Source organism: Salipiger sp. IMCC34102, assembly GCF_004145405.1.
Taxonomy (GTDB): Bacteria; Pseudomonadota; Alphaproteobacteria; order Rhodobacterales; family Rhodobacteraceae; genus Loktanella.
Window position 1 is genome coordinate 32,802 of record NZ_SELQ01000003.1, and the last position, 25,008, is coordinate 57,809.

At 66.5% G+C, this 25,008-nt stretch carries 27 protein-coding genes and 1 riboswitch; of the genes, 11 read left to right on the top strand and 16 right to left on the bottom strand.

Features of this window, described 5'->3' with window-relative positions:
• Positions 1–2 precede the first annotated feature (2 nt).
• The 11 genes from EU805_RS07845 to EU805_RS07895 form a co-directional block, all read right to left on the bottom strand.
• Complete coding sequence (locus EU805_RS07845; RefSeq protein ID WP_255465873.1) at positions 3–383, bottom strand: biopolymer transporter ExbD; 381 nt, start codon at positions 381–383, stop codon at positions 3–5.
• Entirely contained in the window at positions 376–1,050 is a 675-nt protein-coding gene (locus EU805_RS07850; RefSeq protein WP_129763423.1) for a MotA/TolQ/ExbB proton channel family protein, read from the bottom strand. The genes EU805_RS07845 and EU805_RS07850 overlap by 8 nt, the downstream gene beginning before the upstream one ends.
• The gene (locus EU805_RS07855) at positions 1,047–1,472 is read right to left on the bottom strand and encodes a hypothetical protein (RefSeq protein ID WP_129763424.1); all 426 of its coding nucleotides are present in this window, start codon (positions 1,470–1,472) and stop codon (positions 1,047–1,049) included. The genes EU805_RS07850 and EU805_RS07855 overlap by 4 nt, the downstream gene beginning before the upstream one ends.
• Before the next feature lie 478 nt (positions 1,473–1,950).
• Positions 1,951–2,931, bottom strand: a complete 981-nt coding sequence (locus tag EU805_RS07860) for a HesA/MoeB/ThiF family protein (protein WP_129763425.1) — start codon at positions 2,929–2,931, stop codon at positions 1,951–1,953.
• Positions 2,928–3,524 carry a thiamine phosphate synthase gene (locus tag EU805_RS07865; RefSeq protein ID WP_129763426.1) on the bottom strand — a complete coding sequence of 199 codons (597 nt, stop codon included), beginning with the start codon at positions 3,522–3,524 and terminating at the stop codon, positions 2,928–2,930. Before EU805_RS07865 ends, EU805_RS07860 begins: the two co-directional genes overlap by 4 nt.
• The gene (locus EU805_RS07870) at positions 3,521–4,291 is read right to left on the bottom strand and encodes a thiazole synthase (RefSeq protein WP_129763427.1); all 771 of its coding nucleotides are present in this window, start codon (positions 4,289–4,291) and stop codon (positions 3,521–3,523) included. The genes EU805_RS07865 and EU805_RS07870 overlap by 4 nt, the downstream gene beginning before the upstream one ends.
• A 1-nt stretch (position 4,292) precedes the next feature.
• Positions 4,293–4,490, bottom strand: a complete 198-nt coding sequence (thiS, locus tag EU805_RS07875) for a sulfur carrier protein ThiS (protein ID WP_129763428.1) — start codon at positions 4,488–4,490, stop codon at positions 4,293–4,295.
• On the bottom strand, positions 4,480–5,451 hold the full coding sequence (locus EU805_RS07880) for an FAD-dependent oxidoreductase (RefSeq protein WP_129763429.1): 972 nt from the start codon (positions 5,449–5,451) through the stop codon (positions 4,480–4,482). Before EU805_RS07880 ends, thiS begins: the two co-directional genes overlap by 11 nt.
• Positions 5,448–6,251 (bottom strand): bifunctional hydroxymethylpyrimidine kinase/phosphomethylpyrimidine kinase, encoded by an 804-nt coding sequence (thiD, locus tag EU805_RS07885; protein WP_129763430.1) that lies wholly within the window; start codon positions 6,249–6,251, stop codon positions 5,448–5,450. Before thiD ends, EU805_RS07880 begins: the two co-directional genes overlap by 4 nt.
• Before the next feature lie 57 nt (positions 6,252–6,308).
• Positions 6,309–6,409: riboswitch (TPP riboswitch) on the bottom strand.
• Between the two features lie 183 nt (positions 6,410–6,592).
• Entirely contained in the window at positions 6,593–6,862 is a 270-nt protein-coding gene (locus EU805_RS07890) for a helix-turn-helix domain-containing protein (RefSeq protein ID WP_129763431.1), read from the bottom strand.
• Between the two features lie 4 nt (positions 6,863–6,866).
• On the bottom strand, positions 6,867–7,535 hold the full coding sequence (locus tag EU805_RS07895) for a cation transporter (RefSeq protein ID WP_370318185.1): 669 nt from the start codon (positions 7,533–7,535) through the stop codon (positions 6,867–6,869).
• 52 nt (positions 7,536–7,587) lie between these two features.
• Here EU805_RS07895 and EU805_RS07900 point away from each other — a divergent pair, with 52 nt between their 5' ends.
• Positions 7,588–8,010 (top strand): helix-turn-helix domain-containing protein, encoded by a 423-nt coding sequence (locus EU805_RS07900; RefSeq protein WP_129763432.1) that lies wholly within the window; start codon positions 7,588–7,590, stop codon positions 8,008–8,010.
• A gap of 253 nt (positions 8,011–8,263) precedes the next feature.
• Here the strand turns inward: EU805_RS07900 and EU805_RS07905 are convergent, their stop codons facing one another.
• The 4 genes from EU805_RS07905 to EU805_RS07920 all read right to left on the bottom strand — a co-directional run bounded on the left by EU805_RS07905 (position 8,264) and on the right by EU805_RS07920 (position 12,389).
• Positions 8,264–9,301 carry a LacI family DNA-binding transcriptional regulator gene (locus EU805_RS07905; protein ID WP_242494095.1) on the bottom strand — a complete coding sequence of 346 codons (1,038 nt, stop codon included), beginning with the start codon at positions 9,299–9,301 and terminating at the stop codon, positions 8,264–8,266.
• A gap of 32 nt (positions 9,302–9,333) precedes the next feature.
• Positions 9,334–10,839, bottom strand: coding sequence for a tripartite tricarboxylate transporter permease (locus tag EU805_RS07910; protein ID WP_129763433.1), 1,506 nt, complete (start codon positions 10,837–10,839; stop codon positions 9,334–9,336).
• Between the two features lie 11 nt (positions 10,840–10,850).
• Positions 10,851–11,270 carry a tripartite tricarboxylate transporter TctB family protein gene (locus tag EU805_RS07915; RefSeq protein WP_129763434.1) on the bottom strand — a complete coding sequence of 140 codons (420 nt, stop codon included), beginning with the start codon at positions 11,268–11,270 and terminating at the stop codon, positions 10,851–10,853.
• Positions 11,271–11,342: 72 nt separating this feature from the next.
• Complete coding sequence (locus EU805_RS07920) at positions 11,343–12,389, bottom strand: ABC transporter substrate-binding protein (RefSeq protein ID WP_129763435.1); 1,047 nt, start codon at positions 12,387–12,389, stop codon at positions 11,343–11,345.
• Positions 12,390–12,578: 189 nt separating this feature from the next.
• Between EU805_RS07920 and araD the strand changes: the two genes are divergently transcribed.
• The 7 genes from araD (at position 12,579) to EU805_RS07955 (ending at position 19,330) form a co-directional block, all read left to right on the top strand.
• Complete coding sequence (gene araD, locus EU805_RS07925; RefSeq protein ID WP_129763436.1) at positions 12,579–14,318, top strand: L-arabinonate dehydratase; 1,740 nt, start codon at positions 12,579–12,581, stop codon at positions 14,316–14,318.
• Positions 14,318–15,217 carry a dihydrodipicolinate synthase family protein gene (locus EU805_RS07930; protein ID WP_129763437.1) on the top strand — a complete coding sequence of 300 codons (900 nt, stop codon included), beginning with the start codon at positions 14,318–14,320 and terminating at the stop codon, positions 15,215–15,217. The genes araD and EU805_RS07930 overlap by 1 nt, the downstream gene beginning before the upstream one ends.
• 1 nt (position 15,218) lies before the next feature.
• Positions 15,219–15,608 (top strand): hypothetical protein, encoded by a 390-nt coding sequence (locus tag EU805_RS07935; protein ID WP_129763438.1) that lies wholly within the window; start codon positions 15,219–15,221, stop codon positions 15,606–15,608.
• A gap of 19 nt (positions 15,609–15,627) precedes the next feature.
• Positions 15,628–17,145 carry an aldehyde dehydrogenase (NADP(+)) gene (locus EU805_RS07940; protein ID WP_129763439.1) on the top strand — a complete coding sequence of 506 codons (1,518 nt, stop codon included), beginning with the start codon at positions 15,628–15,630 and terminating at the stop codon, positions 17,143–17,145.
• A 14-nt stretch (positions 17,146–17,159) separates the two neighbouring features.
• Complete coding sequence (locus EU805_RS07945) at positions 17,160–17,870, top strand: ribonuclease activity regulator RraA (RefSeq protein ID WP_129763440.1); 711 nt, start codon at positions 17,160–17,162, stop codon at positions 17,868–17,870.
• 327 nt (positions 17,871–18,197) lie between these two features.
• On the top strand, positions 18,198–18,383 hold the full coding sequence (locus tag EU805_RS07950) for a hypothetical protein (protein ID WP_207208088.1): 186 nt from the start codon (positions 18,198–18,200) through the stop codon (positions 18,381–18,383).
• The gene (locus EU805_RS07955; protein WP_129763441.1) at positions 18,380–19,330 is read left to right on the top strand and encodes a 2-hydroxyacid dehydrogenase; all 951 of its coding nucleotides are present in this window, start codon (positions 18,380–18,382) and stop codon (positions 19,328–19,330) included. Before EU805_RS07950 ends, EU805_RS07955 begins: the two co-directional genes overlap by 4 nt.
• A 109-nt stretch (positions 19,331–19,439) precedes the next feature.
• Here EU805_RS07955 and EU805_RS07960 read toward each other — a convergent pair whose 3' ends face one another.
• A complete protein-coding gene (locus EU805_RS07960) occupies positions 19,440–20,081 on the bottom strand; it encodes a TetR/AcrR family transcriptional regulator (RefSeq protein WP_129763729.1) in 642 nt (213 codons plus the stop codon).
• Between the two features lie 117 nt (positions 20,082–20,198).
• Between EU805_RS07960 and EU805_RS07965 the strand changes: the two genes are divergently transcribed.
• The 3 genes from EU805_RS07965 (at position 20,199) to EU805_RS07975 (ending at position 24,786) form a co-directional block, all read left to right on the top strand.
• Entirely contained in the window at positions 20,199–22,244 is a 2,046-nt protein-coding gene (locus EU805_RS07965; protein WP_129763442.1) for an NADH:flavin oxidoreductase, read from the top strand.
• A gap of 216 nt (positions 22,245–22,460) precedes the next feature.
• Positions 22,461–23,696: an aromatic ring-hydroxylating dioxygenase subunit alpha gene (locus EU805_RS07970; protein WP_129763443.1), complete on the top strand. Its 1,236-nt coding sequence runs from the start codon at positions 22,461–22,463 to the stop codon at positions 23,694–23,696.
• Positions 23,697–23,700: 4 nt separating this feature from the next.
• Positions 23,701–24,786, top strand: coding sequence for a hybrid-cluster NAD(P)-dependent oxidoreductase (locus tag EU805_RS07975; RefSeq protein ID WP_129763444.1), 1,086 nt, complete (start codon positions 23,701–23,703; stop codon positions 24,784–24,786).
• Positions 24,787–25,008 lie beyond the last annotated feature (222 nt).

Consider the following 25,008-nt stretch of genomic DNA (forward strand, 5'->3'; position numbering starts at 1 on the left):
CGTTATGAGCCCAGCACCGTCGGCGCAATTCCCGGAACGCCGCGCAGGACGCCCAGCAGGTCGGTCAGCCGCTGGGACGTCACACCCGCGGCCATCGAGACGAGCACGACCAGCGGCGCTTCCGCCTCGACGTCGGGGAAAGCGCCCGCCAGCGCATCGAGCGCCACCAGCTCACCATTGAGGCTCAGCGTGTCGGGGGCAAGCCGCAGGAACAAGGGCGCGGCGTCGGCTGTCCCGCCGTCGCCCGCCGCGCCGACCGTCAGCTCGACCTCCGCGAAGCGCGAGAAGGTCGAGCTCAGCATGAAGAACAGCAAGAGCAGGAAGATCACGTCGATCAGCGAGGTCAGCGAGAGGGCCCGTCTTCGCGCTTTCCGCCTAGACACGGGCCGTGCTTCCGTCGGGAACGAAAGCCGTGCGGGTGTCGGGGAGGGCCGCCTCACCGGTCGGAACGCGCGCGGTGGAGATTGCCCGTTCGGCGAACACACGCTCGGCATCCATCCGGCTTTCGAGCCAGGATAGAACCGCCGCCGTCGGCATGGCCACCGCAAGCCCGACCGCCGTGGTCAGCAACGCAACCCAGATCCCGCCCGCGAGGATCGAGGGGTCGACCTGTGCCCCGGCGTCCTGCAGCGACTGGAACGCTCCGATCATGCCCAGAACCGTGCCGAAGAGACCGAGGAGCGGGGCCAGTTGCGCGACGGAATCGAGCAACCTCAGCCCGCGTTCGAGCCCGGCGAAGCGCGTCTCGGCCTCGGCCATCAGCCGCGTCGTGGCTTCCGGGCCGTCGGGGGACGCGAAGGCCATTTCGACCACCGGGGCGAGGTAGGAGCGCGACCGATCCAGCGCCCGGTGCGCCTCGACCCGGTCGCCCCGGTCCCAGGCCGCGATCGATGCGCCGAGTTCCCGGTGCCGACCGACCCCGGCTTCCGCGAACTGCCAGAGCTTGTAGAGCGTGACCGCGAGGGTCACGATCGCGATGACGATCAGCAGCAGGACGACCGGGCCGCCAAGCTCCGCGATCCGCGCCAGCGCGTCCGTAAGGCCGGTCATCCGATCACCTCGATCTCGGTGCGCGTGGCAAGCTCGAGTCCGGCATCACAGGCGTCCGGGCCCGCATCGGCACTTTCGCAGGTATTGGCGCCGTTGAAGAGGATACGGCCGATCCCGTCGCAGGAGGTGCCCGGCATGGAGAACTGGCGCACACGGGGCCGCCCTTGCGGCAATGTGCCGAAATCGAACAGGGTCAGCCGGTCCACCTGCCCGGACGCGTCGAAAAGCACCGTCTCGAACACGGCGCTGTCGATGTCGGAGGGCAGGCGGTTCTCGATGATGAAACTCAACGTGCAATCCCCGCCCGTGCTTTCGCTCGCGGCATTGAGCTCGATCCGAAGGCCTTGCAACGGCGGTTCCTGCACAAGGGCGGGCGCGGCGCCAAGCAGCGTGGCGGCGGCGAAAGCGAGGGGTCGGATCATGTCAGTGCCTTTGCGCTGATGAAGGGTGATGTTTGAGTTCGACCCACCTTTCATCAACTTCTGCGATAATCAACTGAATTGGTCAGGATTGCGGTCCGGTGTTGCAAAAGCCCTGTGGGCCGGCGGCACGGAACACAACGCCTTGTCCGGGAAGGCGGCGGCGCGATCCTGGGGGACGAGCTGGGCCAGAATTTCAAGGATGAGGGCCTTGATACGGTAGATTGCGAGGTGCCCCTGACGATACGCGTCTCCGTCAACGCGCCGTCATTGCCCGCGGCAAACCATTCCCTGCGATCGGAAGGTATCGTCAGGCTCGTAGAGAGGACTGTCCGGCCGCCGAGGCGCGCACCGAATCTCTTCCACACGCACCATCGCGGTCAGGTATTCTGGAGGCGGCAGACCGAAGACCGCGACCGTCACCCGGCTAGCGCGGGGGTAGCGTGCAGGTCAACGCGGCAAGTGCGGGCGGAGGCCCTCTTTACCGCGCTGCGGTCGGCTCGCCCATGGCGACGAGGTGGATCTCTCCGTCCCATACCGAGGCCAGCCGCTCTGCCGCGGCCCAGGAGCGCAGTCCGGACCGGCAGCAGAATACGGCCCGCTGGCCGGGCGCGGGGCGTGGGCCGTTCGGCCCGAAGGCCGTCACGGGAAGTCGGCGGGCGGTGGGACGCGCCAGCGGCGCTTCGGTCTCGAGGCGCAGGTCGACGACGAAATCGGTCTCGGCGATATCGGACGGCGCAAGGAAGCGCGGCTGGCGTTCGGGCTCTGCCGCGCCACCGAAGCGGACCTGTCCAAAGCGGAAGGTCCGCGCGTCGAAGGTGAGGAGCCTGCCAAGTGGCGCGGGTGCGATGCCCGCCAGCAACGCCACCGCGATCTGCGCCTGTAGCGCGCCGATCACCCCCACGACCGGACCCAGCACGCCGTCCTCGGCGCAGGACCCCGCGCGCTGCGGCAGCTCCGGGAACACGGCCCGCAGGCTCGGCCCGCCGCCGCAGAAGGCCCCGGCATAACCGTCCAGACCGATCACCGAAGCGGTGACCAGCACCTGCCCGGACGCGTGGCAGGTATCCGACAGGATGTAGCTGGCCGCGAAGCTGTCGGCGCAGTCGAGCACAAGGTCCACACCGTCGCAGAACGCAGCCGCATTGGCCGGATCAAGCGCGGCAGGGAGCGCCTCGACCCGGCATTCGGGGTTCAGGGCGATGACATGTGCGGCGGCGGCCTGCGCCTTCGGCCGGCCGATGTCGGTCGCGCGGAACAGCGTCTGGCGGTGCAGGTTCGTGACCTCCACGCGGTCGGGATCGACCAGCCGGATCCGCCCGACGCCCGCACCGCCGAGATATTGCAGCACCGGCGCGGCAAGCCCGCCCGCGCCGACGACCAGCACATGCGCATCGCGCAGGCGGTCCTGTCCTTCCGCGCCGAACTCTGGCACGGCGAGCTGGCGGGCGTAGCGGGTCATCGCGTGGCCTCGATCCACTGGCGCAGGCGCGCCTCGGGGGCGTCGTGCAGGGTGATGTCGGTGACGGCCGAGACGATGTCCGCCCCGGCCCGAAAGGCGCCCGCCGCGCGCTCGAGGCTCATCCCGCCGATGGCGACAAGGGGCAGATCGCCGATCAGCCGTTTCCATTCGGTCACGCGCTCGAGACCCTGTCGGTGCCACTTCATCTTCTTGAGGATCGTCGGATAGACCGGCCCGAGCGCCACGTAGTCGGGTGACAGCGAGAGCGCCCGGTCCAATTCCGCATGATCGTGCGTGCTGATGCCCAGTTTCAGACCGGCACGGCGAAGCGCAGGCCTGTCGGCCGTGTCCAGATCCTCCTGTCCCAGGTGAACCCAGTCGCAACCAAGGTCGATGGCCATCCGCCAGTGATCGTTGACCACCAGCACCGCGCCGTGACGGCGGCACAGCGCCAGCGCCCGCGCCACGATGGGTTGCAGTTCCGCTTTTGAGACGTCCTTGATGCGAAGCTGCACCAGCCGCACGCCGAGGGGCAGGGCGCGTTCCAGCCATGCGGGACTGTCGAAGATCGGATAGAAGCGGTCGAGCTTCATGACAGTAACGCCCTGCCGATCACCGGCGTCGAGGGGGCCGCCATGTCGCGCGGCGCCATCGGGTCGGCCTGATGCGCCAGCCGCCCGGCCTCCACCGCCCGGGCGAACGCCTGTGCCATCGCCGCCGGATCGCCCGCCTTCGCGACGGCGGTGTTCAAAAGAACCGCGTCGAAGCCCATCTCCATCGCCATGGCCGCCTGGCTGGGCAGGCCGAGCCCCGCGTCGACGACCAGGGGCACCTTTGGAAACTGCGCGCGCAGCGTGCGCAGCCCGTAGATATTGGTCAGCCCCAGCCCGGTGCCGATGGGGGCGCCCCACGGCATCAGCACCTCGCAACCGACGTCGATCAGGCGGTCGGCCAGCACCACGTCCTCGGTCGTATAGGGAAAGACCTTGAAGCCGTCCTCGGTCAGGATGCGCGCCGCCTCGACCAGACCGAACGGGTCGGGCTGAAGGGTGTCGGCATGGCCAATCACCTCGAGCTTGATCCAGGACGTATCGAAAAGCTCGCGGGCCATCTGAGCGGTCGTGACCGCCTCGCGCACCGAATGGCAGCCCGCGGTATTGGGCAAAAGAGTCACGTCGAGGCGGCGCACCAGGTCCCAGAACGCCGCGCCGGCCCGCTCGCCCCCCGCTTCGCGACGGACGGAGACGGTGGCAATGCCCGCGCCGGATCGGCGAAACGCCTCGGCCAGCACGGTCGGCGAGGGATATTGTGCCGTGCCGAGCATCAGACGCGAGTCGATGTGCGTGCCGTAAAGCTGCATGTCAGCCGCCCTGCCTTGGTGCTACGATCTCGACCCGGTCGCCGGGGGCCAGGGCCGTCTGCCTGCGCGCCGCCACGGGCACGAAGGTTTCGTTGACGGCCGTCGCCACCTTGTCGTCGCCGTGGCCGAGCTCGTCCAGAACCGCGTCCAGCGTGTCCGCGCGCACTTCGGTCAGGGTGCCGTTGATCTCAATCTTCATGCCAGAACTCCGGTCTTGTGCGGTCCAAGCCGGCTTCGACCGCCATCCGTGCCAGCGCGGGCGCCAGTAGGAAGCCGTGACGGAAGAGGCCGTTGACGTGGATCGTGTCGCCCTGCCGGCTGAGACGGGGCAGGTTGTCGGGAAAGGCGGGGCGGGCGTCGGCGCCGATCTCGACCAGCTCCGCCTCTCCAAAGGCCGGGTGCAGGGCATAGGCGGCCGACAGCAGTTCGAGGACGGAGCGGACGCTGCGCTTGCGGTCGCAGCTTTCGATCTGGGTCGCGCCCAGCATGAACAGCCCGTCCGCGCGCGGCACCACGTAAAGCGGATAGCGCGGGCGCAGCAGCCGGATCGTATGGGTCAGGCGCAGGTCGGAACTGCGCAGTACCGCCATCTCTCCCTTTACCCCGCGCAGGTCCGGCAGGCGGTCGCGCGCTGCCAGTCCCCGGCAATCGAAGGTCAGGCCTTCTGGCCGGCCCTTCTCGGCGACGAAAGCGACGCCCGCGCTTTCCAGCCGGCTGCGCAAGTGGACCAAGGCGGCGCGCGGATCGAGATGCGCCTCTCCGGGGATGTGCAGCGCGCGGTCGAACCGGCCATCGAGGTCCGGTTCCAAAGCGGCGAGCGTCTCGTCGTCGAGCAACTGGTGGCCCGCCACCCGCCGCCCGAAGCGGTCCAGCTCGTGCCTGTCGCGGCCCAGCGTCAGCACAAGGGTTCCCTGACGGGTCACGGCCACGCCCTGACGCTCCCACCAGCCGGCCGCGTCCTGGCCAAGCCGGACGACGGGTTCCTCGGCGGTCTCGCCTTCGCAGAACGGGGCCAGCATCCCGCCGGCCCACCAGGAACAGCCGTGCGGCCCCGGCCGGGGTGCGGGGTCGAAAACCGTGACATCGCACCCTCGTCCCGCCAGTTCCGACGCCACGCAAAGCCCGGCGACGCCGGCGCCCAGAACGCGGGCTATCGTCATGACCAGACCTCGTGGAAATGATGCACGGGTCCCTGACCGCCGCCGATGCCCAGCCCGTCCGCCGCACGGATCGCGCCGTGCAGCCAGGCCTGCGCCCGCCGCACCGCCTGTTCGACTCCGGCCCCTTTGGCCAGTTCGGCGGCGATGGCGGAAGACAGGCTGCATCCCGTCCCGTGGGTGTTTCGGGTGGTGATCCGCGGTTGCTCGAACGCGGTGACGCCCGATGCCGTGACCAGCCGGTCGATGCAGTCGGGCCCCTCCGCGTGGCCGCCTTTCATCACCACGGCCCGCGCGCCGAGTTCGAGCAGGGCCCGGCCCTGGGCCTCGGTGTCCTGCGCGTCGTGTGCCGGGTTGCGGCGCAGCAGGCGCGCGGCTTCGGGCAGGTTCGGCGTCAGCACGTCGGCACGGGGCAGCAACCGTTCGATCAAGGCAGCCTCGGCGTCTCGCTCCAGCAAGACGTCCCCCGATTTCGCGACCATCACCGGGTCGAGCACGACCGGTCCGTCGTAGTCCTCGATCGCCTCGGCGACGGCGACGACGATCTCTGAGCAAGCCAGCATGCCGATCTTGATGGCCCGTGGCGGAATATCGTCCAGAACGGCGGCGATCTGCGCCTTGATGACCGCTGTCGAGACGCTCTCGACGGCGAATACGCCGCGTGTGTTCTGTGCGGTGATCGCGGTGATCGCGCTTGTTCCGTAGACACCAAGCGCCGAGAAGGTCTTGAGATCGGCCTGAATGCCCGCGCCGCCCCCACTGTCGGAGCCTGCGATCGTCAGTGCGGTTGCGTGTCTCGTCATCGCTTTCCTCCAACCGACGACGGAATGGAGGACGACAAGGCGCGAGCCTTTGGCCCCGCCTGGTCATGCTCCGTTCCCTACGCCGGTATGAGCCGGATCAGGTTCGATGGGTCGGCTCGCGCCTCTCAGCCCCGGACAGGGCACCCCAACGGATTCATGCTTGACGTTAGCAGCGGGCGAGGGGGGCTACAACTCCGTTCCTTGCCCCGCGGTATCGCGGCGCCCGAAGCGATGCCGCGGCGCGGGAGTCACGTCCCTGATCGCCTACCCGTGCGGGGAAGGGGCCGTGCGACCGCCGCCCACGCGCGAAGCGTCTTTGCCTTTCGGCGCCGGAAGGACGCTCAACAGCAACCGCAGCCTCGGGACGGCCGCGCGAGCGGGATATCTTCGGTCGTCAGCGGTTCCGAGCCGGTCAGTGTGTCCGGTTGAACCTGAAGGGCGGATGCCAGTCGGACAAGGACGTCTTCCGTGCATCCATCATTCGATGAAATCGCGCCTTCGAGGCGGGCGATCTGCCGTTCCGTCAGACCGGAAAGCTTTGCGAGGCGAGGGCGACCGAGGCCGCGGGCCCGGCGTATCTGATTGAGCCGCTTCGGTTCAATGGAGATCATGGGGTCATTCCTTGTTCGGTTGACGACGTATCGTCGGGGGCATCACGCGCACGCCGCGCCATTCTTCTGTCGCGTCACGCAGGATTTGAGCGGCGCCGTGAAGGGCAAGCCCCGCCATCAGGGCGGCCACCGTGAAGTCGGGCCATCCGGTTCCCGTGCCAAAAACACCGAGTGCGGCCAGCAATACGGCGACGTTGGCGATCACGTCGTTGCGGGAGCATATCCAGACGGAGCGCATGTTGGCGTCTCCGTCCCGGAAGGCTGTCAGCAGGACAAGACAGATCAGGTTCATGACCAGGGCCAGAGCGCCGACCGCTCCCATGGTGGGCGCATGCGGCACGGACCCGTTGACCGTATGCCAGACCGCCGTCCCCATTACCCACAGGCCGAACACGACCATGGACGCCCCCTTTAGCCAGGCCGCGCCTGCGCGCCAGCGAAGGGTCATGCCCAGCACGGCCAGACTGATGGCGTAATTTGCCGCATCCGCAAAGAAGTCGAGTGCGTCGGCCTGCAGGGCCGCCGAGCCGGCCAGCATCCCGGCCACGATTTCGGCGATGAACATGCCGGCGTTGATCGCCAGGGCGATCCACAGGACACGGCGGAAACGACGTGAGGTTCCAGCCGAGGAAGCGCAGGCATCGGAGGAGCAACAGGGCATATCGACTCGCATTTGGTCCGGTTGCCGCAGTATCTAGGGCCTATAGCAACTATAGGGTCAAGCCATGTCCGACAGTCTTCGTATCGGCGATCTCGCGCGTCTCACCGAAACCAAGGTCGTGACGGTCCGTTACTATGAAAGCATCGGCCTGATGCCCAAGCCGGACCGCAGTCCAGCGAACTACCGCGTCTACGGGAAGGCGCACCTCGCCCGGCTTCGCTTCATCCGGCGCTGTCGCGATCTGGGCTTTTCTCTGGAGCAAATCGCGGAACTCGCGGCGCTTTCCTCCGACACCCGACGTGCGTGTGGGGAGGTCGATGCACTGACGAAAGCGCACCTGGCGGAAGTGGAGGAGAAGATCGCCGACCTGACTGCGCTGGCGGAGGAACTGCGCCGGATCAATGCGCGGTGTCACGGGAGCACGACGATTTCGAATTGCCGGATCATCGACGCTCTCGATCGCAGCTCAACCTCTGCCGAAGGCTGAAGCCGCCGGGACGTGATGCTTCGATCTGACCGTGGACAGAACCTGCTTTCCGCTTTTCCAACCTGCGCCTCGACGCCCTTGCCGCGGTGGCCGGTCCCGTTTTCCGGTCTCGATGCCATAGCTTTCGCCACGATCCAAGGTGGGGGGCGAGGCGCGCGGCGTTCGGCCTGTCCGATTTATCGCGACCCTGGCACGGCAACCTCTGTGACATCTCGCAGGCGGCACTCTGCCGGGCGTCCGACAGCGGATGGTGTCAGGCCAGTTGGACGGTGTCCCGAAGCGCGATTTCGAAGCTGATCCGCGTCACGTCCGTGATGGGGTGGCCGTCGATCCGGGCGATGAGCGCGTCGGCGGCACGATGCCCCAACAACTCACGGTCGACACGAAGCGATGTCAGGGGCGGTTCGAGTGCTGCCGCGAAGTCCTGATCGCCGAAACCCATGACCGCCAGCTCCCGAGGGACAGCGATCCCGCGCTTGGCAGCCTCGATCAAGGCACCGTGTGCCAGAAGGTCGGAACTGCAGAAAACGAAGGGTCGGGTACTTTTCATATCGGGTGATGCAAGGATCTGCGTCAGAGCCGTGCGTCCCGACGCGATGCTGGCCGGCCCACCGATGTCGACATCCACGACAGGAGCACCGCCCGCGGCTTCGAAATGCTGCGCGAAGGACTCCTGGCGTTGGCGTGCGCGGGAATCGGCTGCGGTGATCGTTGCCGCGGACCGGTATCCGTTGTCATGGGCGAACTCGGCAACCGTCCGTGCGGCCGCAGCATGATCAAAGCCCACGCAAGTGTCTATCGGGGTGTCGGAGATGTCCCAGACCTCGACGACCGGAATACCGGAGGCCAGCAGCATTCGCCGGGTTTCGCGGCTGTGGTGAATGCCCGTCAGGAGGATCGCGTCGGGCTGGCGTGACAGGTGGGCCAACACGGTGGCTTCCTCGTCGTGGTGATCGAACCCGGTCTCGGACAGCAGGATCTGGTAGCCGTTCGCGCGGATCCTTTCGGAGAAGGCCTGGATGAACGACGAGTAGACGATGTTCGTGATCGACGGGACCAGCGCGCTGATCAGCCTGGACCGGCGCGAGGCCAGTGCCCCGGCGGCGGCATTGGGCACGAAACCCGTCGCCTTGATCGCGGCCCTGACCCGGTCCAGCGTCGCTTTCGACACTTTCGACGGATCGCTCAGCGCGCGGCTGACCGTCACCTGGCTGACGCCAGCGATCTTGCCGACGTCTTCCATCGTCACGCGGCGGCGCGGCGGGTCGGTGTTTCGAGGGTCCAGCGTCATTCTCTGACTTGTTGCCGTGTCGGCCTTCGGGATCAAGTGGGCATCGCGCCGTCGCCCTGGTTCCGTCGCGACAGGATGACCGACATCACGATCGAGGCGACGATCAGGATCCACAGGACCGCGGCAATCCAGCTCTTGGTGAAGAAGATGAAGGGATCTCCGAAGCTTTCCAGCGACTTGACGAAATAGATCTCCGCCGATGGGCCAAGGATGAACCCGATGATGAAGGGCGCGACCTCGAGCCGGAGCTTGACCATGAGCCAGCCGAAGACCCCGAAGATCAGCAGCGTCCAGACGTCGAAGATGATGCCGTAGTTGATCGTGTAAGCGCCGATCACGCACATCATCAGGATGAAGGGGTAGAGGATCTGCTTGGGCACCGCGATCACCATCGCGAACCAGCGGATCGCGAAATACATCGTGACCAGCATCACGAGGTTCGAGATCACCATCGCCGTGATCATCGCGTTCCATGTGTCGAGGTTCTGGCTGATGAAGAGGGGCCCGACCTGTATGCCCTGCAGCGCGAAGGCCCCGATCAGAAGCGCGGTCGTTGAATCCCCCGGAATGCCGAGCGACAGCAGCGGCACCAGCGCGCCACCGGTCAGACCGTTGTTGCCTGCCTCCGACGCGATGACACCGGCGGGTTCGCCCTTGCCGAAGCGTTCGGGATGGCGCGACGTGGTCTTGGCGGCGGTGTAGGACAGGATCGACGCGGCGGACCCGCCGACGCCGGGCAGGATGCCGACGAAGGTGCCGATGCCGCCCGAGCGCAAGAGGTTCGTGGTCTGCCCCCTGAAGATCGAAAACGAGAACCGCGAATGGGGCCCGACCTCGATATCCTTGAGCGATTGGCCCCGCGGCATGCCCTTCTCGGCCTCTTCCAGGATGACGGTGACGCCGAAGATGCCGATCAGCACCGGCAGGAGGGCAAAACCGCCGTCCAGCCAGTAATCCATGCCCGGCGGGATGAGCCGCGTGTGCCCGTTGCCGCCGTTGGTGATGTCATAGGTGCCGATGAGCGACAAAAAGATGCCGAGGACGCCCGAGAAGATGCCCAGCAGCATGTCCTTGGACAGGGCCGCCATGACCGTCAGCGCGAAGAAGATGATCAGGAACTTCTCGACGTAGGAGAACTTGATCGCGAATTTCGCCAGCACCGGCGCGAAGAAATAGAGTGCGACGAGCGACACGAGGCCCCCCACGACGGAGGCGATGATGGCGATCTTCAGCGCTTTCTCTCCCTCGCCGCGTTGGGCCATGGGAAAGCCGTCGAAGGTGGTCGTGATCGACGAGGGCGTTCCGGGAATGCCTAGCAGGATCGCGGGGACAAGACCGCCGGTGATGCCGCCGACGTAGAGGCTGAGCAGCAGGGCAAGACCGTTGACGAGCCCCAGCGAGAAGGTCAGCGGCAGGCAGACGGCCACGGCCATGGTCGCGGTCATGCCGGGGATCGCGCCGAAGACGATCCCCATGAGCGTACCGCCACAGATCAGGCCGATGAACCACGGATCGAGCAGGTGGGCGAGAAGGTCCATGGTGCAAGCCTCTATGGCAGGGTGAGAAAGAAGATTTCAGAAAAAAGCCACCAGACGAGCGGTGGCGCGAGGATCGCGACCGCCAGCATGGATCCGACAGCGAGCGACGAGCGCCGGTGCATGAAGAGCAGACCCAGCGCGATCATGTAGGGGACGGAACAGATCAGGAAGCCGTAGCCCGAATTGGGCCAGATGTTCCCGACGGGGACCATCGCCAGGAAATAGACGATCGTCAGGCCAAGCGCGCCCAGGAAGCGCGGCTTGTCCATGTCGCGAAAGGTGGTGGCCCACATCTGCGGTGACGCAGCGATTGCTCTTCGGTCGCGTATCAGGATCGCCAGCCCCAGAAGCGCCAGAACGATTCCGATGATCGTGGGGAAGATCAGGTGCGACGTGTCGAAGTCGATCGTCACGCGTGTCAGGTTGTCCATCCGCGTCCCTCTCCGAAAGCGGGGTCTGGGAAAGGTCCGGCCGCGGGGTGGGGCGGCCGGACCGTGGGAAGCTTACTCGGGCTTCAGGTCGGAGATGATGGTCTCGTAATCGTCATTCTTCGACTGCAGGTGCTCCTGCGCCTCTGCCATGGGGCGGTAATCGGGCGTGAAGAAGGAGGACAGGAACCGGTCCTGGATCTCGCCTTCGGCGTAGATTTCCTCCATCGCCGTGTCGATGGTCTCGATGATCGCCGGATCGGTATCCGGGTTGAACATCAGGAAGAACTCCTTGTCGAAGGTGAAATCTTCCTCATCCGTCATCGGGACCGACACCGCGGGGGCGGCAAAGGTCAGCATGTCCTCGCGCGTGGTCTCGCCCAGCCCCTCTTCCGGTGCCTGGTTCAGCGTCTCGGGGGTGGCGGTGATCCAGATGAAGCGCATCGCGGTCGGATCGTCAGGGGGCATTTGCGTGAACTGCTCGTTCGCCTGGATCGAGCCGTTGATCACGTCGGCCAGATCGTCCCACATCGCCTGGTTCTTGTCGGCCTGGTCGCCGGTGTTCACGGCGACGATGTTCTCTTCCGACCCCGGCGCGCGCATCCGGGCCGCGTTGCGCATGGCGGTGAAGCCGATCTCGGACACGCCGCCCGGCTGGATCGCCACGCGGACGCGCTCGCCGGCTTCGGCGGCGGCGAGGATATCCTCCATGCTTTCGTAGGGGCTGTCGGCGGGCACGAGATAGGCGTTGCCCGGATTGACCGAGATCGTGGGGCCGACGATGGTTTCGGCGAAGATATCGGGCGAGCCTTCGACGCCGTAAAGCTCCTGCAGGTAGGATTGGTCATGGTGCATCATGATCGTGGTCCCGCGGCTGTCGCGGGCGAGGGCCTTGAACGCCTCGGAGGCGCCGACCGGATCCACCCGGATGTTGACGCCCAGATGATCGCTTAGCGCGTCGGCCAGGATGGAGGCGTTCTGGTAGGTGTCGCCACCGGTCGAGCTGGACCCGATCACCATGCGCACGTTGCGTGGCAGGTCCTGTGCTGCGGCGGCCATGGGCTGTGCCAGAAGCGCTACGGTCGAAGCCGCGGTCAGAAGTGTTCTGCGTGAAATGTTCATTCGATCCTCCCTGTGCCGCGGAACTGCGGCGGATACGTGACGCGCTATGAAAGCGCATACATTGTTTTCCAGCACGGCATCCATGGACCTGTCAAGATATTTTTATCGACCTGGCAATGGGGTTCGAAGTGTCTTGACGCACATTTATGAATGCGCATACATATACGCAAGTCACGAAGAGGATCGCAGATGACACACGCACGCAAGACGCCTGACACGCTTCGGTCATCTCGCTGGTTCGGACCGGATGATCTGCGCAGCTTCGGCCATCGGTCTCGGATGATGCAGATGGGCTATGCGGAGGAGGAGTTTCGCGGCAAGCCGGTCATCGGCATCCTGAACACCTGGTCCGAGATCAACTCCTGCCACGGCCACTTCCGCGAACGGGCGCAGGACGTGAAACGCGGCGTCTTCCAGAACGGCGGCTTCGGGGTGGAGATGCCCTCGCTGTCCGTCGACGAAAGCTTCACCAAGCCGACCTCGATGCTCTACCGCAACATGCTCGCGATGGAGGCGGAAGAGATGATCCGCTCGCACCCCTTCGACGGCGTCGTGCTGATGGGGGGCTGCGACAAGACCACGCCTGGCTTGGTGATGGGGGCGATCACGGCCGGCATTCCGTTCATCTACTTGCCCGCCGGTCCGATGCTGCGCGGACACTACGCGGGCAAGATCCTGGGGTCCGGGTCCGACGCGTGGAAATACTGGGACGAGCGCCGGGCGGGCAACATCACCGACGAGGAATGGCTGGGCGTGCAGGGCGGCATCGCGCGGTCGGTCGGGACCTGCATGACGATGGGCACGGCCTCCACCATGACCGCGATCACCGACGCGATGGGTTTGACCTTGCCGGGCGCCTCCTCGATCCCCGCCGCCGACGCAGGCCACCAGCGCATGGGGTCCGACTGCGGGCGGCGCATCGTCGACATGGTGTGGGAGGATCTGACCCCCGACCGGATCATCACCGACGCCGCCGTGCGCAATGCCGCGATCGTCGCGATGGCGACGGGATGCTCGACCAATGCCGTCGTGCACCTGATCGCCATGGCGCGGCGCGCGGGCGTGAACCTGACGCTGGACGACCTCGACGCGCTGGGGCGAGAGACGCCGCTCATCGCCAACGTCCGGCCGTCCGGGAAGGACTACCTGATGGAGGATTTCTTCATGGCGGGCGGGTTGCGCGCGCTGATGAAGCAGATCGAGGACCGGCTGGATACGAGTTGCATCACCGTCACGGGCAAGACCATGGGCGAGAACCTCGAAGGGGCGCAGGTCTACAACGACGACGTGATCCGCCCCCTGTCGAACCCGGTCTATCACGAAGGGTCGCTGGCGCTCTTGCGTGGCAACCTATGCCCCGATGGCGCGGTGATAAAGCCTGCCGCCTGCGATCCGAAATACTACGTGCACGAAGGCCCCGCGCTGGTCTTCGACAGCTACCCCGAGATGAAGAAGGCGGTGGACGACGAGAACCTTGAGGTGACGCCGGATCACGTGATGGTCCTGCGAAACGCAGGACCCCTTGGCGGTCCCGGCATGCCGGAATGGGGCATGCTGCCGATCCCTAAGGCGCTCATCAAGCAAGGTCACCGCGACATGCTGCGGATTTCGGACGCGCGGATGTCGGGCACCTCCTACGGGGCCTGCGTGCTGCACGTGGCCCCCGAGAGTTTCGCGGGCGGCCCATTGGCGCTGCTGAAGACCGGGGACATCGTACGGATGGACCTGCCCAATCGCAGGCTCGACATGCTGGTGGACGAAGACGAGATCGCCCGCCGTCGCGCCGCCTGGTCCCCGCCGGAACCGCGGTTCCAGCGCGGATGGGGCTACATGTTCTCCAAGCACGTGGGGCAGGCCGACACGGGCTGCGACTTCGACTTCCTTGAAAAATCCTTCGGTCCCGCCGCGGGTGAACCGGATATCTTCTGATGGCACATGATCTCGACACCGCCCTGCGGGGCATTTCCGGCATCCTCGTGACGCCCTACGACGCCGCGGGCGATATCGCGCCGGGCAAGCTCGCGCCGATCATCGACCGCGCCTTGGGGGCAGGGGTCCACATGCCGGTCGTCAACGGCAATACCGGCGAATTCTATGCCCTCACGACGGAGGAGGCCTGCACCATGGTGCGCGAGGCCGCCGCCATGATCGACGAGCGCGCGCCGCTGCTGGCCGGGATCGGGCGCGGCATCCGCGATGCCTGTCGGCTAGCCGAGGAAAGCGCCGCCGCCGGGGCCGCGGCCCTGATGATCCACCAGCCGCCCGATCCCTTCGTGGCGCCGCGCGGCATCGTCGACTACGTGGCGCAGGTCCGCGACGCCTCCGGCGGGCTCCCGGTCATGCTCTATCTGCGCAACGACGGCATCGGCACGGACGGGATCAAGGCGCTGTGCGACCTGGAGGGGGTCAAGGGCGTGAAGTGGGCCACACCCAACCCGCTGAAGCTGGCGGCGGCGCGCGCGGCTTGCGCAGGCGACATCGTCTGGGTCTGCGGTCTGGCCGAGGTCTGGGCACCGCCGCTCTACGCCGTCGGCGCACGGGGTTTCACCAGCGGATTGATCAACGTCTGGCCGGAACGGTCCATGGCGATCCACGCAGCCCTCGACGAAGGCGACTACGACGCGGCGAACCGCCTGATCGAGACCATGCGTCCTTTCGAGGATATCCGGGCCGAGGAGATGAACGGCACCAACGTGACCGGCGTGAAAGCCGCCTTGCAGGCGCTTGGCCAGGATTGCGGCGGCACGCGCCCGCCCGCTGCCTGGCCGCTGACGGAGGCGCAGGCGCAGACGATGCGGGCGTTCCTCAGCGACAACGGATTGCTCTAGCGTGTCACGCAGCATCATCATCACCGGTGCGTCTGGCGGGATCGGCCGCGTCACGGCGCGCCGATTTCTTGCAGCCGGATGGCGCGTCGGTCCGATCGCCTACACGGCCTTCGAGCACGCGATCACCGGGTTGACGCGCAGCCTGTCGCTGGACGGGCGGGTGCCCGACATCGCCTGCGGCCAGATCCACCTCGGCAACGCGCTTACGAAGATGGCTGCCACCCGGATGACAGGCGTGCGCCACGCGGACGGATCGGTCCGGGCGGAACCCATGATGGCGGCGAACCAGGTCGCGGCGGCGGTGCTGCACATGGCGAACCTGCCAGCGAAAACGAACATCCAGTTCATGACGATCATGGCCAGGGCGATGCCCGTCATCGGCTGCGGCTGACCACGCGCAAGGAGACGACATGTCAGACTTCACCCCTCACGGAAAACACCTGATCGCGGGGGATTGGGTCGCGGGCGACACGACGTTCCGATCAGAACCCGCTCACGGCGAGGCGCACGACTATTCCGTCGGCACGCCGGAACTGGTGGATCGCGCCTGCAGCGCCGCCGAAGAGGCGTTCGAGACCTTCGGCTACACCAGACGCGAGGACCGGGCCGCGTTCCTGGACGCGATCGCCGACGAGATCGAGGCCCGCGCCGCGCAGATTACCGCGATCGGCACCTCGGAGACCGGGCTGCCGGAGGCGCGCCTGCAAGGCGAGCGGGGCCGGACCGTCGGACAGTTGCGCCTGTTCGCCGATCACATCCGCGACGGCGCATATCTCGACCGGCGGCATGACGCGGCCTTGCCGGACCGTGCGCCGCTGCCGCGCCCGGAGCTGCGCATGATGCAACGCCCCATCGGTCCGGTGGCCGTCTTCGGGGCGTCGAACTTTCCGCTCGCGTTCTCCACCGCGGGGGGCGACACGGCCGCGGCGCTTGCCGCCGGCTGCCCGGTCGTGGTGAAGGGGCACTCGGCCCACCCGGGCACCGGGGAAATCGTGGCCGAGGCGATCCTCGCCGCGATCGAGACGACGGGCATGCCCAAGGGCGTGTTCAGCCTGATCCAGGGCGGCAAGCGCGATGTCGGCACGGCGCTGGTCCAGCATCCGCTGATCAAGGCGGTGGGCTTCACCGGATCGCTGTCGGGGGGGCGCGCGCTTTTCGATTTGTGCGCGCAGCGCGACGAGCCGATTCCGTTCTTCGGAGAGCTGGGCAGCGTGAACCCGATGTTCTGTCTGCCTGCCGCCATGGGCGCGCGCGCGCAGGAACTTGGCACGGGCTGGGCCGGATCGCTCACCATGGGTGCCGGCCAGTTCTGCACCAATCCCGGCATCGCCGTCGTCCTCGACGGTGGGGACGCGGATGCCTTCCGCGACGCCGCCAAGGCCGCGCTGCAGGACATGGCTCCGCAGACCATGCTGACCGACGGCATCGCCGCAGCCTACAAGGGTGGCGCGCAGGCGATGGCGGACAGCGCCGGGGTGATTTCTGTCGTGGTGTCCGAACCGGTTGACCGCAGTGCCACGCCGTTCCTGTTCGAAACCGACGCCGACACGTGGCTGGGCAACGATCACCTCTCGGAAGAGGTCTTCGGCCCCGTCGGGCTGATCGTCCGGTGCAAGGATGCGGAGCAGGTCGAACGGATCGCCCGGTCGCTGAAGGGCCAGCTGACCGTCACGCTTCACATGGAGGACGCGGATGCCGATGCCGCGAGCGGCCTGCTGCCGATCCTCGAGCGCAAGGCGGGGCGCATCCTGGCCAACGGCTTCCCCACGGGGGTCGAGGTCGCCGACGCCATGGTGCACGGCGGGCCATACCCTGCGTCCACCAACTTCGGCGCGACCAGCGTCGGCACCTTGTCGATCCGCCGGTTCCTGCGACCGGTCTGCTACCAGAACCTGCCCGGCGCCGTGCTGCCGGACGATTTGAAGTGAAAGAGAGACCTGCGATGAACGAAGAAACACGTCAGAAGCTGAAAGGCGTCTCGGTCGCCACGCTGGCCACGGCGCTCTACAAGCGCGGGCTGCGCAGCCAGGTGATCCAGGGGGTCAATCCCCTTGGCTGGAAGGGCGAGAACATGGTCGGCCCGGCCTATACCCTGCGCTACATGCCCGCGCGCGAGGATCGCAACCAGCTCGTCGAGTTCCGCAATCCCCGGCATCCCCAGCGCGTCGCCATCGAGGAATGTCCCGCGGGCCATGTCCTCGTCATGGACAGCCGCAAGAGCGCCACGGCGGCCTCCGCGGGCGATATCCTGATCACGCGCCTGATGATGCGCGGCGGGGCGGGCGTGGTGACCGACGGGGGCTTTCGTGATGCGGCCACGATCGCCGACCTAGACATCCCGGCCTATCATACCCGGCCCTCCAGCCCGACGAACCTGACCACGAACGAGGCGATCGGCCTGAACGAACCCATCGGCTGCGGCGACGCGCCCGTCTTTCCCGGCGACATCATCGTGGGCGACGCCGATTGCGTCATCGTCATCCCGCAGGACATCGCCGACGAGGTCGCGGACGAGGCGGTCGAGATGACGGTCTACGAAGATTTCGTCGTGGAGCAGGTCAAGGCCGGCGTCAGCATTATCGGCCTCTATCCCCGGACGATGGAAGAACACGCCAGCACCTTCGAAGAGTGGCGCAAGGCGCAGGGCCGGTGATCCGCGGCGCTTTCGGCCGGTCCGGACCGAAGGTCTCCGCCCTCGGGATCGGGGCCATGTTGGTCACGGAGTTCTACGGACCCGCGACGGAGGCCGGAAGCGTCGCTATCTTCGATGCCGCGTGCAGGCGGCATCGACCAACTGCACACCGCGAGCGTCTCCGGCGCCGGGCTGTCGGAGGAAATCGTTCGACGCTGGAGCGCAGACCGGGGGCAGGGTGGGCTGACCCTTCGACCGGGGCGAATGTCTCGCGATCCTTGGCGGATCCGGGTCCGGCAAGTTCGTCTCTGCCTCGGCTATATTTTCACTGCGCATGACTTGCGCTTGGTGCGCGATTTCGCCCACCGTGTCATCGTGATGAAGGACGGTCAGATCGTCGAGCAAGGTCCGGTGCGCCAGATCTTCGAGGCCCCGCGCGGGGCCTATACCCGCAACCTGCTGGCCGCGCGCCTGCATCCAGACCCGCAGGTGCAGGCCCTACGCCGCGCCGCACGACAAGAGGTGACCGCATGAGCAAGCCCGACATCCTGGTGATGTATCCCACCCGGCCGCATGCCATGGCAAAGCTGCAGGACGCCTACACGCTGCATCGCTACGACGAGGCGAGGGACCGCGAGGCCTTCCTTGCGGAACACGGGCCGAAATGCAGGGGCGTCGTCACCAACGGCCATGCGGCGCTCACGCGGGACATGCTGGATCATCTGCCGAACTGCGAGATCGTGGCCTGCGCCTCCGCCGGGTTCGAATCCATCGACGTGGCCGCCTTGGCGGATCACGGCATCGCCTTCACCAATACCTCTGCAGCGCTTTACGACGACGTCGCCGATGCGGCCCTGATGCTGACGCTGGCCGCGCGGCGCGAGCTGGTGCAGGCCCATGCCTACGTCCAGACCGGTGCCTGGGGCGAGAAGGGGCCATACCCGCTGCTGTCGTCTCTCGCCGGAAAGCGCGCGGGTATTCTCGGCTTCGGGACCATCGGTGCCGCCATCGCCGAACGCTTCGCGCCGCTGAAGCTGACGATCGGCTATACCGCCCGCAGCAAGAAAGACGTGGCGCACCGCTACTTCGCCGACCCGATGGACCTGGCCGATTGGGCCGATATCCTCGTGGTGATCGTCCCCGGCGGAGCAGAGACCGATGGCATGGTCGATGCCGCGATGCTTGCCGCACTCGGCCCGACCGGCACGCTCGTCAACGTGGCGCGGGGATCCGTCGTCGACGAAGCCGCCCTGATCGACGCCCTCGAGGCGGGCAAACTGGGCAGCGCGGGGCTCGACGTCTACCGGGACGAACCGCAGCCCGATCCCCGCCTGACGGGTTTGCCGAACGTGACGCTCTATCCGCACCACGCCAGCGGAACGGTGGAAACCCGGGACGCGATGGCGCAGCTCGTCGTCGAGAATTTGGCTGCCCATTTCGAAGGGCGCAGCCTGCTGACCCCTGTCTCGGCCCCGGCATGAAGGGGCCGCGGGCCGATCGGGCCTAGGCGCAGTTCCCACGCCCCGGCATCTGCGCCGGGGCAGGCCGATGCCGGCTTGCGGGGCGATCGAACGTCGACATTGCCGGTCTCTATCGCGCGGGTCTGTCGAAGCCCGCCATGAACCGGTCGATCTCTCGCTGTGCCGGAATCTGACCCGTGAAGGTCGTGACGTAATTCGGAACGCGCGAAAGGCGCTCTTGCGTCGGTTCCTGCACCTGCATCGAGATGTAGCCGATCTGGGTGAGGTAGAGGGTGCGTGCCCGCACGTCGGCCTCGTCCGGCACGTAGCCGAAGCGGAGGAACATCGCGCGGATCGCGTCGAGCCGTTGGCGATCCGCCACGTTGACGCGGGCGGCGACATCGTCGGACTGGTGCGCCCAACCGCGCACCGCAAGGTCGAGCCGCGCTTCGAAGCTTCCGCCGGGGAAGAAGACGGCAATCAGGTTCAGGACGGCTTCCGTGATCGTCTCGGAATAGGCTTGGGTGACCGCTTGGATGCTGCCGGTATTCGCCTCTTCCCAGTCGGTCAGGAGGGCGTCCAGAAGCGCGGCCCGGTCCTTGAAGAACCAGTAGAAGCTCGTCCGTGACAGGCCCAACTGTTGCGCCAGCGGCTGGATCTTCACCGCATCCAGGCCCGAGGTCACGAAAGCCTCGCGCGCGGCCGCCAGCCAGCCTTCGCGAGAGCCGCGCCATCCGCTGGTCTTCTCGGTGGTGTCGGATCGGATCGTCATCCCATGCAGATAGACCTGCCAGGCGCCGGTCGCAAGAAAATGGTCAGCGATGAACATAAAATTGACATCGGTGAACATTCTGCTTTAGATCGGCCTCAGCTACCCGGAGTTTCCGCCATGTCAAACGATCCCCTGCTGCAGCCCTACCAGCTCAAGCACCTCACGCTGCGCAACCGCATCATGACCACCAGCCACGAGCCCGCCTATCCCGAGGACGGGATGCCGAAAGAGCGTTACGCGGCCTATCACGCCGAACGCGCGAAGGCGGGTGTGGCGCTTGCGATGACGGCAGGATCGGCGGCGGTCTCGAAGGACAGTCCGCCCGTGTTCAACAACATCCTGGCCTACCGCGACGAGGTCGTGCCGTGGATCAGGAACCTGACCGACACCTGCCACGACCACGGCTGTGCCGTGATGATCCAGCTGACGCACCTTGGCCGCCGGACCGCGTGGAACAAGGGCGACTGGCTGCCCTCGGTGTCGTCTTCCAAGCACCGCGAGCCCGCCCACCGCGCCTTCCCGAAGCTGGCCGAGGACTGGGACATCGAGCGCATCATCACCGACTTCGCCGACGCGACCGAGCGGATGAAGGCAGGCGGCATGGACGGGATCGAGCTGCAGGTCTACGGCCACCTGCTCGATCAGTTCTGGTCGCCGCTGACCAACGATCTGGACGGGCCCTACGGCGGCGCGACGCTGGGCAGCCGGATGAAGCTGGTGACGGACGTGCTGACCGGCATCCGCAAGCGCGTCGGCGACGACTTCATCGTGGGCCTGCGCTACACCGCCGACGAGGCGGAGGCCGGTGGCCTGACCGAAGAGGACGGTCTGGAGATCTCCAGGCGTCTGGCGCAGTCGGGCATGGTCGACTTCCTGAACGTGGTGCGCGGGCGGATCCACACCGATCCCGCGATGACCGACCTCATTCCGATCCAGGGCATGAAGACCGCGCCGCACCTCGATTTCGCGGGCCGGGTGAAGGAAGCGACCGATCTGCCGGTGTTCCACGCAGCCAGGATCCCCGACGTGGCGACCGCCCGGCATGCGGTCGCGGTCGGCAAGCTCGACATGGTCGGAATGACCCGCGCGCACATGGCCGATCCGCATGTGGTCAAGAAGATCATGGAAGGCCGCGAGGACGACATCCGGCCCTGCGTGGGGGCGACCTACTGCCTCGACCGGATCTACCAGGCGGGCGACGCGCTGTGCATCCACAACGCGGCCACCGGGCGCGAGCTGACCATGCCGCACGCGATCGAGCCCGCGCCCACGCGCAAAAGGATCGTCGTCGTCGGCGCCGGTCCCGCGGGGCTGGAGGCCGCGCGCGTCGCCGCAGAGCGTGGACACGCCGTCACCGTGCTGGAAGCCCAGTCTGAGCCCGGCGGCCAGATCCGCCTGACCGCGCAGAACCCGCGTCGGCGCGAGATGATCGGCATCGTCGACTGGCGCATGGCGCAATGCGCCGCCCGCGACGTGGAATTCCGCTTCAACACCTGGGCAGAGGCCAGCGACGTCACCGCTCTGACCCCCGACGTGGTCATCGTCGCGACGGGCGGCCTGCCCAACACCGAACTCTTCGAATCCGGCAAGGAGCAGGATCTGGTCGTCACCGCCTGGGACATGATCGCGGGTGACATGAAACCGGGGCAAAACGTGCTGATCTACGACGAAAGCGGCGACCACCCCGGTCTGATGGCCGCAGAGGTCGCCGCCAACGCCGGCGCCACGGTCGAGATCATGACCCCCGACCGGACCTTCGCGCCGGACATCATGGCGATGAACCTGGTGCCCTACATGCGCGCGCTGCAGGACAAGGACGTGACTTTCACCGTCACCCGGCGGCTTGTGGACGTGCAGCGCGACGGCAACCGGCTGAAGGCCGTGATCGGCACCGACTACAGCGACCTGAAGACCGAGAAGACCTACGACCAGATCGTCGTGAACTACGGCACGCTGCCGATGGACGAGTTGTACTTCGACCTCAAACCGCTGTCCTCGAACGGCGGCGCGGTGGACTACGACGCCCTGATCAACGGGCGCGAACAGGACATGCAGCGCGGGCCGCAGGACGGCTTCCAGCTGTTCCGGATCGGCGACGCGGTCAGTGCCCGCAACACCCACGCGGCGATCTACGACGCGTTGCGGCTCGTGAAGGATATCTGAAGCCGCGACCGGCCGGTGTGATACCGCTCCATCGCGTTTCTCCGCCAACGGGCGCGAAGTCGTAAATTCGATGCCCTCAGTCGTAAAATAGTGGGAGCCGGGTCCATCGACCGTGTGATGAGTGAACCATCGACCGGAGCGAAGTTTCGCGCAAAGGTCGAAGGACAAACGGCCCATTCGCCTCCGCAGGGCTGCGGACAACCAAACAGGTGACAGATGCTACGCGATTCCGATGTCTTGTCCACGTTGATGCAACGCAAGCCGGCTTATTCCCTCGCCCAGGATCTTTATTGCGATCCCGGCGTCTTCAAGGCGGATATGAACCACATCTGGTACAAGGAATGGGTCTTCGCGATCGCGTCCTGCGAGATCCCCAAGACCGGCAACTACGTCGTGCACGACATCGGTGCCTATTCGGTCGTGATCGTGCGCGGCTCTGATGGAGAGATCCGGGCGTTCCACAATTCCTGCCGCCACCGCGGGTCGGTCCTGTGCAAGGCCAAGAAGGGCACCGGGCCGAAACTCGTCTGCCCTTACCACCAGTGGACCTACGAACTCGACGGCCGCCTTCTGTGGGCGCGCGACATGGGGCCTGACTTCGACGCCTCACAGCACGGGCTGAGCCGGGTGCACTGCCGCAACCTGTCGGGCATGGTCTACATCTGCCTCGCCGAGGAGGCGCCCGAGATCGACGCCTTCGCCGAACGGACCGCGGCTTATCTCGCGCCGCACGACCTGGAGAATTCCAAGGTTGCCTACGAGAGCACCATCGTCGAGCAGGGCAACTGGAAGCTGGTGTGGGAGAACAACCGCGAATGCTACCACTGCGCGGGCAACCACCCCTCACTCTGCCGCACCTTCCCCGAGGATCCGCGCTACATCGGCAGCGACGGTGAACTCAACGACCTGCAACAGCAGCACACGGCCCGCTGCGAGGCGGTCGGCGCGCCCTCGGCCTTCCTCGAATCCGGCCCCGGCGACTGGCGCTACGTGCGCACGCCGCTGCTCGACGGGGCGGAGAGCTACACGCTCGACGGCAAGGTCGCATCGACAAGGCCGAACTCCACGCTGCCGTTCCGCGATGCAGGTGCGCTGCTGAAGTACAAGTATCCGGGCTGCTGGAACCACTTCCTGTCGGATCACGTGATCCTGTTCCGCGTGACCCCCATCAGCCCGATGGAGACGGAAGTCTGCACCAAGTGGCTGGTCCACAAGGACGCGGTCGAGGGCCAGGACTACGACCTTCAGCGCCTGACGGAGGTCTGGGTCGCGACCAATAGCGAGGACCGCGAGGTGGTCGAGAACAACCAGCGCGGCATCCTGTCGCCCGCCTACCGGCCCGGCCCCTATTCGCCGTTGCACGAGGGCGGCCTGATCCAGTTCACCGACTGGTATGCCAGCACCATGATCGCGGCGATGACCGGCAGATCCGCCGCGATCGCGGCGGAGTAGCGCCATGGCCTTCGAGGTGGACCTGTCGATCTCGGGCAAGGACGGGATCTGGACCGACGACGAACCGCTGCTCTGCTGTGCTGTGGTGCCGGAGACGCCCAATACCGCGACCTTCAGCTTCGTGTCGCCTTCGGGGCGGCAGTTCAGCTATGAACCGGGGCAGTTCCTGACACTGGAGCTGCCGGTGCCGGGCGGAACCGTGTGGAAGACCTACACGATCTCGTCCTCGCCCTCGCGGCCCCTGTTGATCTCCGTCACCGTGAAGGCGCAGGCGAACAGCATCGGCACGCGCTGGATGCTCGATCACCTGCAGCCTGGCATGAAGATTAAGGCCTCGGGTCCGGCGGGTCTGTTTACCCTGCCGCGTAACGAGCAGAAGAAATACCTCTTCATCTCGGCGGGGTCGGGGATCACGCCGTCGCTGTCGATGACGACCTACCTCTACGACCGTGGCACCAATGTGGACGTGACCTTCGTACATTGCGCGCGGCGTCCGCAGGACATCATCGAACGCCAGCGGCTGGAGCAGATGGCCTCTCGCGTGCCGTCGATCAAGCTCTTCTTCATCGTCGGAGAGGACGACCCCTACCGCGTCTGGACCGGCCTGCGCGGGCGACTGAACCAGCTGATGATCGGTCTGATCGCGGGCGACTACCTGGAACGCGAGGTCTATTGCTGCGGGCCGGAGCCCTTCATGGACGCGGTGCGCGAGATGCTCATCGGTCTGGGCTACGACATGGACCGCTACCACCAGGAAAGCTTCGCCGCCCCCGCCGAGACCGAGCAGGAGGTGCCGGAGCACGACGATCTGGTGCCCGATACGCAAAGCCGCGCAAAGGTAGCCTTCACGCGGTCCGACGTCACCGCCGACTGCCACGAGACCGACACGCTGCTGGGCGTGGCCCGTGCTGCGGGCATCGTGATCCCCTCGGGCTGCACCTTCGGGGTCTGTGGCACCTGCAAGGTCCGCAAGGCCTCCGGCGAGGTGCTGATGGTCCACAACGGCGGCATCTCCGAAGAGGACATCGAGGAAGGCTACATCCTCGCCTGCTGCTCGAAACCCATCGGCACGGTCGAGATCGACGCCTGATCCGGCGCGGTTCACCGTGCTGGCACGGTCGAATTAGGCGCGGTCGATGCCGCCGTCCTCGACTGCCGCGCCGGTGAAAGCGTTCCGGTTGGTGGCGGTATCGCACGGTCAAAGGACATTGCACCTGGCAAGACAAACCCCTGTAGAACCGCGTGGTGGAAAGCTCTCAAGGTCTCATGCGGGACGAACTGGCGGCTAAGCCCCTCCGAAAGCCCACACCAA

Excerpts from the sequence above, each read along its gene's own strand:
- EU805_RS07865 (WP_129763426.1), bottom strand. The coding sequence starts at position 3,524 with ATGAAGCTCGACCGCTTCTATCCGATCTTCGACAGTCCCGCATGGCTG.
- EU805_RS07900 (WP_129763432.1), top strand. The coding sequence starts at position 7,588 with ATGTCCGACAGTCTTCGTATCGGCGATCTCGCGCGTCTCACCGAAACC.
- EU805_RS07910 (WP_129763433.1), bottom strand. The coding sequence starts at position 10,839 with ATGGACCTTCTCGCCCACCTGCTCGATCCGTGGTTCATCGGCCTGATC.
- EU805_RS07895 (WP_370318185.1), bottom strand. The coding sequence starts at position 7,535 with ATGCGAGTCGATATGCCCTGTTGCTCCTCCGATGCCTGCGCTTCCTCG.
- thiS (WP_129763428.1), bottom strand. The coding sequence starts at position 4,490 with ATGAAGATTGAGATCAACGGCACCCTGACCGAAGTGCGCGCGGACACG.
- EU805_RS07940 (WP_129763439.1), top strand. The coding sequence starts at position 15,628 with ATGTCAGACTTCACCCCTCACGGAAAACACCTGATCGCGGGGGATTGG.
- EU805_RS07965 (WP_129763442.1), top strand. The coding sequence starts at position 20,199 with ATGTCAAACGATCCCCTGCTGCAGCCCTACCAGCTCAAGCACCTCACG.
- EU805_RS07870 (WP_129763427.1), bottom strand. The coding sequence starts at position 4,291 with ATGCAGCTTTACGGCACGCACATCGACTCGCGTCTGATGCTCGGCACG.
- thiD (WP_129763430.1), bottom strand. The coding sequence starts at position 6,251 with ATGACGAGACACGCAACCGCACTGACGATCGCAGGCTCCGACAGTGGG.
- EU805_RS07920 (WP_129763435.1), bottom strand. The coding sequence starts at position 12,389 with ATGAACATTTCACGCAGAACACTTCTGACCGCGGCTTCGACCGTAGCG.
- EU805_RS07945 (WP_129763440.1), top strand. The coding sequence starts at position 17,160 with ATGAACGAAGAAACACGTCAGAAGCTGAAAGGCGTCTCGGTCGCCACG.
- EU805_RS07880 (WP_129763429.1), bottom strand. The coding sequence starts at position 5,451 with ATGACGATAGCCCGCGTTCTGGGCGCCGGCGTCGCCGGGCTTTGCGTG.
- EU805_RS07960 (WP_129763729.1), bottom strand. The coding sequence starts at position 20,081 with ATGACGATCCGATCCGACACCACCGAGAAGACCAGCGGATGGCGCGGC.
- EU805_RS07930 (WP_129763437.1), top strand. The coding sequence starts at position 14,318 with ATGGCACATGATCTCGACACCGCCCTGCGGGGCATTTCCGGCATCCTC.
- EU805_RS07855 (WP_129763424.1), bottom strand. The coding sequence starts at position 1,472 with ATGATCCGACCCCTCGCTTTCGCCGCCGCCACGCTGCTTGGCGCCGCG.
- EU805_RS07860 (WP_129763425.1), bottom strand. The coding sequence starts at position 2,931 with ATGACCCGCTACGCCCGCCAGCTCGCCGTGCCAGAGTTCGGCGCGGAA.
- EU805_RS07905 (WP_242494095.1), bottom strand. The coding sequence starts at position 9,301 with ATGACGCTGGACCCTCGAAACACCGACCCGCCGCGCCGCCGCGTGACG.
- EU805_RS07975 (WP_129763444.1), top strand. The coding sequence starts at position 23,701 with ATGGCCTTCGAGGTGGACCTGTCGATCTCGGGCAAGGACGGGATCTGG.
- EU805_RS07890 (WP_129763431.1), bottom strand. The coding sequence starts at position 6,862 with ATGATCTCCATTGAACCGAAGCGGCTCAATCAGATACGCCGGGCCCGC.
- araD (WP_129763436.1), top strand. The coding sequence starts at position 12,579 with ATGACACACGCACGCAAGACGCCTGACACGCTTCGGTCATCTCGCTGG.
- EU805_RS07955 (WP_129763441.1), top strand. The coding sequence starts at position 18,380 with ATGAGCAAGCCCGACATCCTGGTGATGTATCCCACCCGGCCGCATGCC.
- EU805_RS07970 (WP_129763443.1), top strand. The coding sequence starts at position 22,461 with ATGCTACGCGATTCCGATGTCTTGTCCACGTTGATGCAACGCAAGCCG.
- EU805_RS07850 (WP_129763423.1), bottom strand. The coding sequence starts at position 1,050 with ATGACCGGCCTTACGGACGCGCTGGCGCGGATCGCGGAGCTTGGCGGC.
- EU805_RS07915 (WP_129763434.1), bottom strand. The coding sequence starts at position 11,270 with ATGGACAACCTGACACGCGTGACGATCGACTTCGACACGTCGCACCTG.